The organism is Methylobacterium sp. Gmos3 (assembly GCF_056430985.1).
Window position 1 is genome coordinate 454,767 of the sequence record NZ_JBWJYL010000002.1, and the last position, 14,365, is coordinate 469,131.

General features: G+C 66.9%; 12 protein-coding genes. 8 read left to right on the plus strand and 4 right to left on the minus strand.

All coding sequences use genetic code 11. The annotated features are described in order from the left end of the window. Positions 1-92: 92 nt before the first annotated feature. From ACS5Q7_RS05725 to ACS5Q7_RS05745, 5 genes are all read left to right on the plus strand, one after another. Positions 93-1,181, plus strand: coding sequence for a branched-chain amino acid aminotransferase (locus ACS5Q7_RS05725; RefSeq protein WP_478338447.1), 1,089 nt, complete (start codon positions 93-95; stop codon positions 1,179-1,181). A gap of 275 nt (positions 1,182-1,456) precedes the next feature. Next, on the plus strand, positions 1,457-2,242 hold the full coding sequence (locus tag ACS5Q7_RS05730) for a hypothetical protein (RefSeq protein ID WP_478338448.1): 786 nt from the start codon (positions 1,457-1,459) through the stop codon (positions 2,240-2,242). 70 nt (positions 2,243-2,312) lie between these two features. Further along, positions 2,313-2,966: an ABC transporter ATP-binding protein gene (locus ACS5Q7_RS05735; RefSeq protein ID WP_478338449.1), complete on the plus strand. Its 654-nt coding sequence runs from the start codon at positions 2,313-2,315 to the stop codon at positions 2,964-2,966. A gap of 120 nt (positions 2,967-3,086) precedes the next feature. After that, entirely contained in the window at positions 3,087-4,328 is a 1,242-nt protein-coding gene (locus tag ACS5Q7_RS05740; protein WP_478338450.1) for a KpsE/RkpR family capsule polysaccharide export protein, read from the plus strand. A gap of 126 nt (positions 4,329-4,454) precedes the next feature. Continuing rightward, positions 4,455-5,690, plus strand: a complete 1,236-nt coding sequence (locus ACS5Q7_RS05745; RefSeq protein ID WP_478338451.1) for a hypothetical protein — start codon at positions 4,455-4,457, stop codon at positions 5,688-5,690. Between the two features lie 9 nt (positions 5,691-5,699). Here ACS5Q7_RS05745 and ACS5Q7_RS05750 read toward each other — a convergent pair whose 3' ends face one another. After that, complete coding sequence (locus ACS5Q7_RS05750; RefSeq protein ID WP_478338452.1) at positions 5,700-6,335, minus strand: hypothetical protein; 636 nt, start codon at positions 6,333-6,335, stop codon at positions 5,700-5,702. A gap of 126 nt (positions 6,336-6,461) precedes the next feature. Between ACS5Q7_RS05750 and flhA the strand changes: the two genes are divergently transcribed. Together flhA and ACS5Q7_RS05760 are read left to right on the plus strand one after the other, a co-directional pair. Beyond that, the gene (gene flhA / locus ACS5Q7_RS05755) at positions 6,462-8,609 is read left to right on the plus strand and encodes a flagellar biosynthesis protein FlhA (RefSeq protein ID WP_478338453.1); all 2,148 of its coding nucleotides are present in this window, start codon (positions 6,462-6,464) and stop codon (positions 8,607-8,609) included. 357 nt (positions 8,610-8,966) lie between these two features. Then, on the plus strand, positions 8,967-10,103 hold the full coding sequence (locus ACS5Q7_RS05760) for a diguanylate cyclase domain-containing protein (protein WP_478338454.1): 1,137 nt from the start codon (positions 8,967-8,969) through the stop codon (positions 10,101-10,103). An 8-nt stretch (positions 10,104-10,111) separates the two neighbouring features. Here ACS5Q7_RS05760 and ACS5Q7_RS05765 read toward each other — a convergent pair whose 3' ends face one another. From ACS5Q7_RS05765 to fliI, 3 genes are all read right to left on the minus strand, one after another. Continuing rightward, complete coding sequence (locus ACS5Q7_RS05765; protein WP_478338455.1) at positions 10,112-11,179, minus strand: lysylphosphatidylglycerol synthase domain-containing protein; 1,068 nt, start codon at positions 11,177-11,179, stop codon at positions 10,112-10,114. Positions 11,180-11,296: 117 nt separating this feature from the next. Beyond that, entirely contained in the window at positions 11,297-11,704 is a 408-nt protein-coding gene (fliJ, locus tag ACS5Q7_RS05770) for a flagellar export protein FliJ (protein WP_243954966.1), read from the minus strand. A gap of 60 nt (positions 11,705-11,764) precedes the next feature. Next, positions 11,765-13,117, minus strand: a complete 1,353-nt coding sequence (gene fliI, locus ACS5Q7_RS05775) for a flagellar protein export ATPase FliI (RefSeq protein WP_478338456.1) — start codon at positions 13,115-13,117, stop codon at positions 11,765-11,767. A gap of 424 nt (positions 13,118-13,541) precedes the next feature. Between fliI and ctrA the strand changes: the two genes are divergently transcribed. Then, positions 13,542-14,243 (plus strand): response regulator transcription factor CtrA, encoded by a 702-nt coding sequence (gene ctrA, locus ACS5Q7_RS05780; RefSeq protein WP_238250123.1) that lies wholly within the window; start codon positions 13,542-13,544, stop codon positions 14,241-14,243. Positions 14,244-14,365: the final 122 nt, after the last annotated feature.

The window sequence follows — 14,365 nt, forward strand, 5'->3', positions numbered from 1 at the left end:
CCCGTCCCCTGCGGGAGCGCGCCGGAACATGCGGCCGGAGCCGCACCGTCCCGAATCGGGGATGGCACGGCTCCGCCCGAGAGGACCTGACCGTGAGCGACCTGACGTTCGAGATCGACAGCAACCCGGCCCCCCGCTCGGCCGAGGACCGCGCCGCCCTGATGGCCAATCCCGGCTTCGGCAAGGTGTTCACCGACCACATGGCCATTGCCCGCTACAGCGCGGCGCACGGCTGGCACGATGCGCGGATCACCGCGCGGGCGCCGATCCCCCTCGATCCGGCGGCGGCGGTGCTGCACTACGCCCAGGAGATCTTCGAGGGGCTGAAGGCCTATCGCACCGCCGATGGCGGCGCCGCCCTGTTCCGGCCGGAAGCGAACGCCCAGCGCTTCCGCCGCTCGGCCGAGCGCATGGCGATGGTGCCCTTCCCGGAAGACGCCTTCATCGAGGCGCAGCGCAAACTCGTCGAGATCGACCGCGCCTGGATCCCCGACACGGCGGACGGCAGCCTGTACCTGCGCCCGTTCATGATCGCCAACGAGGTGTTCCTCGGCGTGAAGCCGGCGACCGAATACCTCTTCATCACCATCGCTTCGGCGGTCGGCTCCTATTTCAAGGATCCGAACGGTACCGTCACCGTGTGGCTGTCCGAGCATTACACCCGCGCCGCTCCCGGCGGCACGGGCGCGGCCAAGTGCGGCGGCAATTACGCGTCGAGCCTCGCGGCGCAGGCCGAGGCGGCGAGCAAGGGCTGCGAGCAGGTGGTGTTCCTCGACGCGGCCGAGCGCCGCTACGTCGAGGAACTCGGCGGCATGAACGTGTTCTTCGTCTTCGAGGACGGCACGCTGCTGACCCCGCCGCTGTCCGACAGCATCCTGCCCGGAATCACGCGCGACTCGATCATCACCCTCGCCCGCGAGGCGGGGCTGACCGTGCGCGAGGAACTCTACGCCATCGACCAATGGCGCGCGGACGTGCGCTCCGGCCGCCAGACCGAGGCCTTCGCCTGCGGCACGGCGGCGGTGATCACGCCTATCGGCCGGGTGCGCGGGCGCGAGGACGACTTCACCATCGGCGATGCCGTCGCCGGTCCGGTGGCCCGCCGCCTGCGCAGCCTGCTGGTCGACATCCAGCGGGGCAACACCAACGACTCGCACGGCTGGTTCCAGAAGGTGTTCTGAGCAGCCTGCCGACGACATCGCGGAGGCCTGTTCGGCGAGCAGGCCTCCGCCGCCGTCGTTGCGCGTGTGAGCGACGCAATGCCGAACATGCCGCTCGATCCAGCGGGTCCGATCGGTCGTCGCATCACACAATTGCCGGTTGCATCGACATTTCTCAAGTATTCAGAATTGTATTTCGCCGCATTTCGTCGAAAGGACTTTTGATCGTCGCCGCGAGACGGTAGAGCGTTGGGCTCTGTCCCATTTCAAACGCACCGCCTAACGGAGACCCGTCCATGTTGCTGCCGGAATCGGCGCTGCGCTCCATGAAAGTGATGTTCGCGACGCCCTGTTACATCTCGGCGGTGTCGATGAACTTCGTGACCAGCATTTTCACCCTCGCCTATTCGTGTTCGGCCAAGGGTATGACGACCCGGCTGGCCATGCGCAGCGAGAGCCTGATCACCCGCGCCCGAAACCGCATGGTCCGAGATTTCCTAGCGGACGAATCCCTGACACACCTGTTCTGGATCGACTCGGACATCGCCTTCACGCCGCAGGCCGTCTACCGCATCCTTTTGGCGGATCGCGACATCTGCTCAGGCGTCTATCCGCTGAAGATCAATTATTGGCCGGAGGAGGGACTGCCGGCGGGCATGACCTACCCGGAATACCAGCGGCGCTACACCGCCTACGCCTTCAATCCCGTCGGGCAGGGCAGAGAGCCGTTGAAGCCGTATACCGACGACGACGGCTTCATCGAGGTCGCGGAGGCCACGACCGGCTTCATGGCGGTGAAGCGCGACGTCTTCCTGAAGATGATGCGGCATTACCCGGAACTGCAATACGTCCCGGACGGGCGGCACAAGGATCCGCTCGCCCATCTCTACTGGCTGTTCTTCGATTGCATGGTCGACCCCGATTCGGGACGCTACCTGTCGGAGGATTACGCCTTCTGCCGCCGCTGGCGCGACATGGGCGGCAAGGTCTACGCCGACCTGCATTCGAAGCTCGACCATCTCGGCCAGCACACCTACCAGGGCGATTTCCAGGCGAGCCTCATCGCCCAGGGCCATCTCTGAGGCGTAGCGGGATCCTCAGATTCGCCTCTTTCCTGCGGCAGGGGTCGGCCTTCGCACGGAGGCCCTCTCGTTGATCCGCTTCGAGAACGTCACGAAGATCTACAAGACGGACGGCCATCGGCGCACCATCCTGGAGCAGGCCTCCTTCACCCTGAAGCCGGGCATCTCCTACGGAATCCTCGGCATCAACGGTGCCGGCAAGTCGACCACGATGCGCCTCATCGCGGGCACGGAGGAGCCGACCCGCGGCCTCGTGAAGCGCGGCCTGCGCGTGTCCTGGCCGCTCGGCTTCGGCGGCGGCTTCCACCCGCAGATGACCGGGCGCGACAACGTCAAATTCATCGCCCGCATCTACGGCGAGGATCCCAAACGCGTGCTCGACTTCGTGGAGGATTTCTCCGAACTCGGCAGCTATCTCGACGTGCCGATCCGGACCTACTCCTCCGGCATGGGCGCCCGGCTCGCCTTCGGGATGAGCATGGCGATCCCGTTCGACTGCTACCTCATCGACGAAGTCACCTCGGTCGGCGACGGCCGCTTCGCCCGGCGCTGCGAGGAGGTGTTCTCGCAGCGGCGCAAGCATGCCGACGTCATCATGATCTCCCACTCGATGGAGGTCATCCGGGCGTGGTGCACGCAGGGCATCGTGCTGCTCAACGGCCGCGCCATCGTGTACGAGGACGTGAACGACGCCATCGAGGTGTATCACCGCCTCAACGCCTGATGCGGGCGGGCTGCGCCGACATGGTTTTGCCGTCTGGCGCTGGCATGGCGGATCCGCGCTAGCCATGACGGCCAGCCGTCATGGCAGCGCCGGACGCTCGGACAGATCGGGAATCGCTCGATGAACATGGAGATCGGCAAGCCCGAGGGCAGGCCGCTCACGCCGGCCGACCGGCAGCAGCAGATCGCGGAATCGCTCCGGCAATTCGCGCGGATGTCGCGCTTCGCCGACCGCCGCAAGGGCATCCGGTCGTACCAGAGCCACGTCAAGAGCGACCCGTGGGTCCCGGTCCTGTTCGTGGTCTGCTTCGTCCTGCCGGCGCTGGCGGGCGCCATCTATTACGGCCTGATCGCGTCCGACCGCTACGTGACCGAGGCGCGCTTCGCCCTTCGCCCGGCCATCGGCGGCGCGGAGAAGGCGAATCCGGACTCTGTCGGCACCAATTCGGGCGTGCCGGCGCAGATGGTCGCCCAGGATACGCTGATCACCCACAGCTACATCGTCAGCCGGCCGATGGTGGAGACCATCGAGAAGCAGCTTCCGATCCGAGAATGGTTCGGCCGCGACAGCATCGACTTCCTTTCGCGCATCGATCCCGACAAGCCGATCGAGAAGTTCCTGAAATATTGGAAGCAGCGCGTCGAGGTGGATGTCGAATCCTCCTCCGGCATCATGAGCCTTTGGGTCGAGGCCTTCGATCCCGACGAATCGCTGGCCATCTCCAAGGCCGTCCTCAAGGAGGCGGAGAGGATGGTCAACGAGCTCAGCGCGAACGCGCGGAACGACGCCTTGGCCGAGAGCAATCGCGAGCTGAAGCTCGCCGATGATCGCCTGCGGAAGGTCAGTCTCGCCGTCCGGGACCTGCGCAATCGCGAAGGCGTGCTCGACGCGCAGAAGAGCAACGAGGCGAACCTCAAGGTCATTTCGGAATTGCGGGCCAATCGCATCAACCTCGCGATCCAGCTCTCCGTCGGTCAGCGCGACCTCGGGCCGGAATCCCGCCGCATCATGGATCTCAAGCAGCAGATCCGTGACATCGACGACAACATCGCGCGGATCGAGAAGGCCTCGGCCACGCAGGACCCCGAGCAGAAGCGCGTTCTGTCCGAGGCGTTGACCCGGTTCGAGGCGCTCGAAAACGAGCGTAAGAACGCGACGAAATACTATGAGCAGGTCCTCGCCGCCCACGAGCGTGCCCGCATCGTGGCCGCGCGGCAGATCGAGTTCTTCAGCCCCATCGTCCAGCCGGTCAGGGCGGAATCCGCGACCCAGCCCCGGCGCATTCTGATGATCAGCCTCATCGCGGCGGGCTCGGCGGTCGCATTCGCGGTTGCCCTGTTCCTGCGCAAGGCAATGGATTGAACGACCCGTTCCGAAGCTTGATGGGGAGATAGGCACGGATTACACTACGCTGCGCACGCCAATACAATAGAAGTTGTTGTAATTACATACATACAACTTAGCGGCGCGCCCGGCGGGTGGATCGAGATGAAGGCCGAAGAACTCGCTGTCTGTGTCGCGATGAACGACAACGACAGGGCGTGGTACGAGATGCTGGTCCCCTTCATCCTCTCCCTGCGGCAGAGCGATTACGGGGGCCACATCGCGGTCATCAGCTTCGGGATGTCCCAGCGCAAGATCGATATCCTGCGCGGCCAGGGCATCAACGTGGTGGTGGCCGAGGAAGAATCCCTGCCCGTTGGGCGCTACATCGAGCTCGCGCGAATCTGCGAAATCAACTTCGCGTTGAAGAAAATCGCCCTCTACGACGCCGACATCTGGTTCCCGAGCGGGACCTTCGATCTGTTCTCGCTGGTCGAGGGCGACGACATCTTCGTCTGCAGGGATGCCTTCCTATGCGACTTCGTCTCCGATCCCCTGATCGGCCCGAACCAGCAGGCTCATCGCCAGATGGTGCGCGACGACGTCGTGCGTCTCCATGGCGGCGCGCTCCAGGCGGGGCTCATCGTCGGCACCGCGCGCGCCTGGAAGGATTTCGCGGCCCATGTCCACGATTGCGTCGGCCGCATCGGGACCGACTTCCGGGTAACCTACGGCCTGGACACGACCTTCCTGCACCTGTGGGCTGCGAACGGACGGGTGAAGCTGCTGCCGGAGACGCAGAACTTCGTCACCAAGAATGGGGTGGTGGAGGGACGGGATGCCCTGGCGCGCGTGATGCTCACCTCGGCTTCGGGGCCGATCCGAGGCCTGCACATGACGACGGACATCCGCTTCCTGAATTGCTGGCGCTACTACAGCATCCATAGCAGCCATGCGCTCGCCGCCGGCTCTCCCTATGCCCTCTCGGACTCGGCGGTCTCGCCCCTGGAGGCCCTGCCTGCCCAGGTCGCGGATGCGGCGACGGCGATGGGGTTCGAGATCCTGTCCATCGATGGCGAGGAGGGGGCGCAATGGCACGCCTTCCGTGACGGCGACGGGTTCAGCATCGTCGCCGCCGGCAACCACGCGATCCGGTTCCGAACCACCAAGACGTTCGGGTCGCTCGTCATAACGGTGATGTATCTGTCCGGCCATCCCGCGCCGATCCGGGCGCGGATCGTCGTGTGCGAGCAGGTAATGACCGTCACGAAGGATCTGAGCCTGTCGGCCTCGATGACCGCGCTCGAGGGCACGGAAGTGTCCCTACACTCGGACAGCCTGCCGGGGCAGAACTGCAAAATCGTCTGGATCCTGTCCGAGCGCCACGCCCTCCTGCAATAGCGCCCTCGTTCAGGGGCGGTTGCCGCCGAAGACCTGATGCGGCGCGTTGCCGGCGTCGTCCCCGGCGGTGCCACCGGTCCAGCCCTCGGCACGCCAGCCATCGGCCCGCCCGTCGAGATCGATGGACCCGGCCTCCTTGAAGGCGGCGATCACCTGATCCGCCCTGCCCTCGTCGCAGCGGGCCGTCACCAGGGTGCCGCCCCGGCGCACGCCTTCCGCATAGGCTTTCGCCTCGGTCTCGTTCATGCCGGCGCCGGTGAGGCCGCCGACAAGTCCGCCCGCGGCCGCCCCGATTCCCGCACCGGTCAAGGCCGTGACGAGCCAGCCCGCCGCCACGACCGGCCCGATGCCCGGCACGGCGAGCATCCCGAGCCCGGCGAGCAGGCCGGCGCCGCCGCCGATGATCCCACCGACCGTCGCCCCGGTCCCGGCGGTCCCGGCGCCCGTCGCTCCGGCGGCGGCATCGGCCTCCGTCTCGCCCGCCACGGGGGCGGTGCCGGGCGCGGAGATGTTCGGTGCATCGGGCGACCGGCTGCCGACGATGGCGATGTCGGCATGGGGGATGCCGAGGGCTTCCAGGCGCTCGATCGCGGCCTGCGCATCCGCGTAACGTTCGAACAGGGCGGTGACGGCGCGGTCCGGCATGGTGCCTCCTTCCGGTCTTGCCCGATCAAGCGCCGGAGCGGCGCGGGGTTCCGGTTAACGGGCCGCTAACCATCCGCCCGGCAAATCTTGCCGGGTGATGCGGGCGTGGCCCGGTGGGGGAGCGGAATGAGCGAGGCGGCCACGCCGACGGGCGGGCGGATCGGCGGCGCGGCGGCGATGCTCGGCCAGATCGGCCTGCCGAGCCGGGGCGACCTGCACGCGCTGTCGAAGCGGTCGGACCTGCTCCTCGCGACGGGCGTGCTCGGCATCCTCGCGGTGCTCATCTTCCCGCTGCCGTCGGTGCTGCTCGACCTGCTGCTCGCGGTGTCGATCATCATGTCGGTCCTGATCATGATGGTGGGACTGTCGATCGACAACCCGCTGGAATTCACCGTCTTCCCCACCCTGCTGCTCATCGCGACGATGCTGCGGCTCGCCTTGAACCTCGCCTCGACGCGGCTGATCCTCGGGCATGGGCACGAGGGTACCGCCGCCGCCGGCCACGTCATCGAGGCCTTCGGCCAGTTCGTGATGGGCGGCAACTTCCTGATCGGGATCATCGTCTTCGCGATCCTGATCATCGTGAACTTCGTCGTCATCACGAAGGGCTCGGGGCGCATCGCCGAGGTCGCGGCGCGCTTCACCCTCGATGCGATGCCCGGTAAGCAGATGGCCATCGACGCCGATCTCTCGGCGGGGCTCATCGACGAGAAGGCCGCCAAGGCCCGGCGCGCCGCGCTCGAGGAGGAATCGGCCTTCTTCGGCGCCATGGACGGTGCCTCGAAATTCGTGCGCGGCGACGCGGTGGCGGCGCTGCTCATCACCTTCATCAACGTCATCGGCGGCATCATCATCGGCGTCGCGCAGCAGAGCCTGAGCTTCGGCGACGCCGCCAAGAGCTACACCCTGCTCACCATCGGCGACGGGCTCGCGAGCCAAGTGCCGGCGCTCATCGTCTCGACGGCGGCGGGCATCCTCGTCTCGAAGGCGGGCGTGCGCGGCGCCGCCGACAAGGCGCTCGGCAAGCAGCTCGCCATGTACCCGAAGGCGCTCGGCATGTCGGCAGCCGTGATGCTGCTGATCGGGCTTTTGCCGGGCATGCCGATCCTGCCGTTCCTCCTGCTCGGCGGCGGAGCGGGCTACGCCGCCTGGAGGCTGAACAAGACGGCCAAGGAGGCGCCCGCCGTCGATGCGGAGGGCAAGCCGGTGGAGGCCGCGCCCGGCGGCGCCGCCGCGAAGGAGGAGACGGTCACAGACCTGCTGAAGCTCGACGATCTGAAGCTCGAAATGGGCTACGCCCTGCTGCCCCTGGTGAACGGCGAGGGACAGGACCGGCTCACCGACCAGATCAAGGCCCTGCGCCGCCAATTGGCGGCCGAGCTCGGCTTCGTGATGCCCTCGGTGCGCATCCTCGACAACGTGCAGCTCGAGGCCAACGCCTATGTCGTGCGGGTGAAGGAGATCGAGGCCGGCACGGGCAAGATCTTCCCCGGCCAGTACATGGCGATGGACCCGATGGGCGGGCAGGTGCAGTTGCCCGGCCAGCACATGCTGGAGCCGACCTTCGGCCTCCCCGCGACCTGGATCGACGCCTCCCTGCGCGACGATGCCCAGCTCAAGGGCTACACGGTGGTCGACGCGGCCACCGTCGTCTCGACGCACCTCACCGAGGTCATCAAGGCGCATGTCTCCGAGCTTCTGAACCATGTCGAGGTCCAGAAGCTGATGCGCGAATTGCCCAAGGAGCATGGCGATCTGCTGAAGGAGGTCTGCCCGTCGCAGATCTCCACCACCGGCATCCAGCGCGTGCTGCAATTCCTCCTGACCGAGCGGGTCTCGATCCGCGATCTCGGCACCATCGTGGAGGGTATCGCGGAGGTCGCGGGCGCCGTGAAGAACCCGCGCGACGTGGTGGAGCATGTCCGCGCCCGTCTCGGCCGGCAGATCTGCGCCCAGTATCAGGGGCCGGACGGGGCCCTGCCCATCGTGACCCTGTCGCCCGCCTGGGAGCAGGCCTTCGCGGAGTCCATCGTCGGCGAGCGCGAGGAACGCTACCTCGCGATGCAACCCTCGAAGCTCTCCGAGTTCGTGAACGCCGTGCGAGACCGGTTCGAGACGGCCGCACGGATGGGCGAGATGCCGGTCCTCGTGACCTCGGCCCAGTCCCGGCCCTTCGTGCGCTCGATCATCGAACGGTTCCGCCGGGAAACGCCCGTGATGAGCCAGGCGGAGATCCATCCCCGCGCCCGCCTGCGGACGGTCGGCTCGATCTGAGTGCATGACCGGATGGTTCGGGAAGACCCTTCCGCCTCATCGCGTCATGGCGCGTGACCTCTCGGGCCGGTCCTGAGAGCCCGACCGAAAACGTCGCGACGGCGCCTCACACCTCACCGTCTTTGCGAGCGTGAGCGAAGCAATGACGGAGGCGGACGCGACCTTTCCGGCCAGACTCTGAGGACCATTCCGCGCCACGACGTCGCGGGCGAACTGGACTGTATATAGTCAGATCGAGACCCGCATCGCGAAGAAGCAGCTCAATTTAACTGTCTCCGTGCCTGAGAAATCAACGCTTAGGGCGGAGAATGGCCTCTTCGCAGCATTGAAATGCGTGGGCAGTCAAAAGGTCCTTCCGTGGAGACCACCCGTCAGGACTCCTTTCGCGAAACGCCAGAAATCCGTGCGCTCCTCGTGGCGGACCTCGCGCATTCCGTGGTCCCGACCACCATCATGGGCGTGACCATCGTCGGGGTCAGCCTGTTCATCCATGCCGAGACCGGATTCGGGCTGCTGCTCGCCGCGGCGGTGTGGGGCGGGTTGGCGTGCATCGGCAAGCTGCTCCTGATGGCGGCGCAGCTTCGCGCCGCGCGGGCGGGCGGCGCCGATGCGCGGATGACCACCCTCTTCGAGGCGGCGCATGTGGTGGTCACGTTGGGTATGGGCTCGTCCGTGGGCGCCGTGGCCTACGGCGTGTTCCGGCAGCCCGACGTCCTGCTCCAGTTGCTCGCGACCGGGATGCTGTTCGGCTACGGATCGGGCGTCGTCTCGCGGGTCGCGATCCGTCCGAGGATCGCGATCGCGTCGATGCTCGTGGCGGGCGTTCCGGCCATCGTCTCGGTGGCGATGTGGGCGGATACCCCCCATCAGGTGATCGCCCTGACCTTCGCGGTGTTCCTGATCGGCTCGTTCGAGAGCGTGCGCCATTCCCACAGCACCGCCGTGCGGCACGTCGCCATGCGGATCGAGATGGCGCGGCTCGCGCGCAACGACCCGTTGACGGGCCTGGAGAATCGGCTCGGGCTGCGGCGGGCGTTCGAGCGGCTAGTCATGGCGCCCGGCACGTCCGTGGCGGTCCATTGCCTGGACCTCGACGGGTTCAAGGGCATCAACGACCGGTTCGGCCATGCGGCGGGGGATGCCGTGCTGGCCGAGGTGGCGCGGCGCCTCGCTGGTTCGGTGCCGGCGGGCGCGACGGTGGCGCGCATGGGGGGCGACGAGTTCGTCGTGCTGCAACGGCATGTCAGGCAGCCGGAGGACGCCGAGGATCTGGCGCAGCGGATTCACCGGCAGGTCCGGGAGCCGATGCGGATCGACAACCGCAGCCTCAGCGTCGGCGTGAGCCTCGGCTTCGCCCTGGCCGAGGCCGGCCACGCCCGGCTGGAAGACCTGCTTCGGCGCGCCGACGAGGCGTCCTACCGGATCAAGCGGTCGGGCGGCGGCGTCTCGGCCGGGGCGGTCGACCCGGCCCCCCGGCTGAGGGACGTGGCCTGAGCGGTCGCTCAGACGGCCTTGCGCTTCAGGTCCCGCTCCAGGTTATGGGCGTCGAGGCCGGGCACCGAGACCGGCGCCTCCGGCACGGGCTTCGGCGCCTGCGGGTGGGCGGCGGTGCCGATGGCGGCGGCGAGGCGCGACCGTTCGAAGGCCACCACCACGACGATCGAGATCAGCGCCGGGATCCAGAAGTAGAAGATGCGGAACACGATCACCGCCGCGATCACCGCGTCCTTCTGGGCGGCGTCGGTGATATGCATGGCGGTGATGAACACGATCTCGAACACGCCGAGGCCGCCGGGGGCGTGCGAGGCGAGCGCCACGGAGAACGAGGCGAGGAAGATCGCGAGCACCGGGATGAAGCCGGGGTTCATGGCATCCGGCAGGGCGAAGTAGATGATGCCCGCCGCGCCGAGCAGTTCGAGGGGCGCCGCCATGAGCTGCCGCCCCATGATGCCGGGGCGCGGATATTCGAGCTTGAACGAGCGGATGTGCAGCGGCCGAAGCCGCAGGACCGAGCCCGCCGCGTAGAGCGCCACGAAGCCGAGCATACAGGCGCCGACGATGTAGGCGGTCTTCGGATCGGTGAGGAAGCCCGGCAGCCTCCCTTCGAGGCGTGCCAGCAATTCGGGATCGATGACCAGCGTCAGGCCGCCGAGGAAGATCGTGCCGAGGAAGAAGGTGAAGGAGCACAGCGCGACCAGCACCGCCACCTGCGCCGCCGTCAGGCCCTTGGCCGTGTAGGCCCGGTAGCGCACGAGGGCGCCGGAGAAGACCGAGGCGCCGATATTGTGCGAGAGCGCGTAGGTCGTGAACGAGCAGAGCGAGACGAACAGCCACGAGATGTGGCGCACCCCGAGATGCAGCAGCGCGATCCGGTCGTACCAGGCCAAAGCGGCGTAGGCGACGAGGGTCGAGAGCCCGGCGAGCATGATCCGGTGCGTCGGAATCGCGAGGATTGCGTCACCGATGGCCGAAATCGAAGTGGTCTTGAGCTCCTGATACAGGAAATAGCCCGAGATCACGACGGCCGCGAGGCCGATGAGCGGCCAGATGAACTCGCTGAGCTTCTTCATGGATGATGACGCCTCGGGAATGGCCCCTGATGCGCCACTATCCGGCGCGCCGCAACCCGGAGTATCCGGCTGCCGGCGCGCTCACATGTCATCCGATCGTGACGGTTTCGTGCAGGCTCAGGCGCGGGCGCGGTTGAGGCCGATTCCGTCCATGGCGGCCTGGTCCCGGGCGTTCTCGGCGGCGCGTTCGGCGGACCGTTCGCGATCGTCGAGGATCTCGACCTTCTTCAATTCCTCGAAGGCCTCGCCCAGCTCGGCCTTCGCTTCGGCCAGCTGGCCTTCGAGGGCCTGGGCCGATTGGCGCATGTTGTCCCGCCGGGTCGCCGCCGCGCGGGCATAGGTCGGGTACGCAAAGTGACCGACGTCGGTGATGCCGGCGCGGGACTCCTCCATGGCGACTTCCCGATCAAGCTCGGTCGCCATGCGGTTGAAGTCCGCCATCATCATCTCAATCTGGGTCACACGGCGACGCTTCTCATCGACCTGGAAGCGGCGCAGGCGGATCAGCGTGTCACGCGATTTCATGGAAGAACGCTCACTCCACGCGGTGCGCGCCGGCCATTGCCGCCCGATGCGCGACTAGTCTCAGGCTCCCCCGACGATCTGGGCGAGCCGTGCGTAACCATCGCTGATGGACGTTGCTTCTTCCTTACTCTGCCCCAGAAAAGCCTCAAGATCTGGAATGAGCGCGACTGCTTCGTCCACTTCCTGGGAAGAGCCGGCGCGGTAGGCGCCGAGCCGGATCAGTTCCTCCATGTCCGCATAGGTGGAGAGGACCCGCCGCGCCCGCCGCACGACCGGGAGATAGGCCGGATCGCAGGAGCGCGGCATGGTCCGCGACACCGACCGCAGAACGTTGATCGCCGGGTAGCGGCCCCGCTCCGCGATGGAGCGCTCCATCACGATGTGCCCGTCGAGGATGCCGCGCACGGCATCCGCCACCGGCTCGTTGTGATCGTCGCCCTCGACCAGCACCGTAAAGAGAGCGGAGATCGTGCCGGCCCCGACGCCCGGACCGGCGCGTTCGAGCAGGCGCGGGAGTTCGGAGAAGACGGTCGGCGTGTAGCCCTTCGCCGTCGGCGGCTCACCCGCCGCGAGGCCGATGTCGCGCTGGGCCATGGCGAAGCGGGTGATCGAGTCGATCATGCACAGCACGCGCGCGCCCTGGTCGCGAAAATGCTCGGCGACCGACAATGTTACATAGGCCGCGTTGCGCCGCATCAGCGCCGGCTCGTCGGAGGTCGCGACCACCACGACGGAGCGGGCGAGGCCCGCCGCGCCGAGATCGTCCTGCAGGAACTCCTGCACCTCGCGTCCGCGCTCGCCGACGAGGCCGATCACCGCCACATCCGCCGCCGTGTAGCGCGCGAGCATAGAGAGAAGCACCGATTTGCCGACGCCGCTGCCGGCGAAGATGCCCATGCGCTGCCCGGCGCACATCGTGAGGAAGGTGTTGATGCAGCGGATGCCGAGATCGAGGGGCGCCCCGACCCGCTGGCGCGCATGGGCGGGCGGCGGATCCGCCCGCAGCGGGTAGATCTGCCCGCCCTGCGGCAGGGGTCCGAGCCCGTCCACAGGTCGTCCCAGGGCGTCGATGACGCGGCCGAGCCATTCGGGCGACGGGCGGATCGCCCCGGCGGCCTCGTCGCGGACGAAGGCGGGACAGCCCCGGCGAACCCCTTCGAGCGAGCCGAACGGCATGGCGAGCGCCCGGTCGCCCTGGAAGCCGATGATCTCGCAGGGGATCGTTCCCTGCCCGCCTGCGCCCTCGATATCGAGGCGCCCGCCGAGGCGCATCGCGGCCACCGGCCCGGCCACCTCGACCAGCAGGCCGCGGATGGCGACGACGCGCCCATACGTCGACAGGGTTTCGACCCGCTCAATGCCGCCGAGCGCCGACGACAAATTCGCAACGGTTCTTGCCGGCTCGTTCGCCAACGGCCTCGCCCTCAACGGTTCGTTTACCCGCCTCCTTAACACTGCGGTCATCGGGCTTGTAGCGGCCTGGCGCCTGGACGGCTTTCCTCCCCTTCCCCTCGTAATGCCGTGGGGGTGTGGCAGGCGGGTGACGCCTCGGTGCCGAATCGTTGCGGCCGAAGCACTTAGTGACGTGTCGCAGGCGAAAGACGCCGCGATCGAAGGGGCGCTCAGGCGTTCCGCCATCGACGCCGGGGAAAATTTCTTCGGTCAAGCTGGGCGATCGCGCAAGTAAGAGCTTGCGGGCGGGAATCAGGTTTTGTTAACGATTAACTCATAGCGTTTCACGTCAAGAGCGGTGGGGCGCCTGTCCACAGGCCGGTGGCAGGCTGTCGACGGGGACGTGTGCGCGCACTGATACGGCCGGCTGGGCTGGGGACCGACGATGCGGGTACTTCTGATCGAGGACGATAGCGCCACGGCGCAAAGCATCGAGTTGATGCTCAAGTCCGAGAACTTCAACACGTACACGACAGATCTTGGGGAAGAAGGAATCGACCTCGGGAAGCTGTACGACTACGACATCATCCTCCTCGATCTGAATTTGCCCGACATGTCGGGCTACGAGGTGCTCCGCAACCTTCGCGTCGCGAAGGTGAAGACGCCGATCCTGATCCTCTCCGGCCTTGCCGGGATCGAGGACAAGGTGAAGGGCCTCGGCTTCGGCGCCGACGACTATCTCACCAAGCCGTTCCACAAGGATGAGCTGGTGGCGCGCATCCACGCCATCGTCCGCCGGTCGAAGGGCCACGCCCAGTCGGTCATCACCACGGGCGACCTGATCGTGAACCTCGATCAGAAGACCGTCGAGGTCGGCGGCGCCCGGGTCCACCTCACCGGCAAGGAGTACCAGATGCTGGAACTCCTCTCCCTCCGGAAGGGCACGACGCTCACCAAGGAGATGTTCCTCAACCATCTCTACGGCGGCATGGACGAGCCCGAGTTGAAGATCATCGACGTCTTCATCTGCAAGCTGCGCAAGAAGCTGGCCAATGCGAGCCAGGGAAAAAATTACATCGAGACCGTCTGGGGCCGCGGCTACGTGCTGCGCGAGCCCATGGACGGCGAGGAGCGCATGGCGGTCTGATTCGCCTCACCCTCCACCCGGACGCTTCAGACCCCGTCGGCCTCGGCCGGCGGGGTTTTTCGTTCCGCAAATGGAAAGCTTGTTATCGCCAGTAGTGATTTGATCGACCCATGTGATTGTTC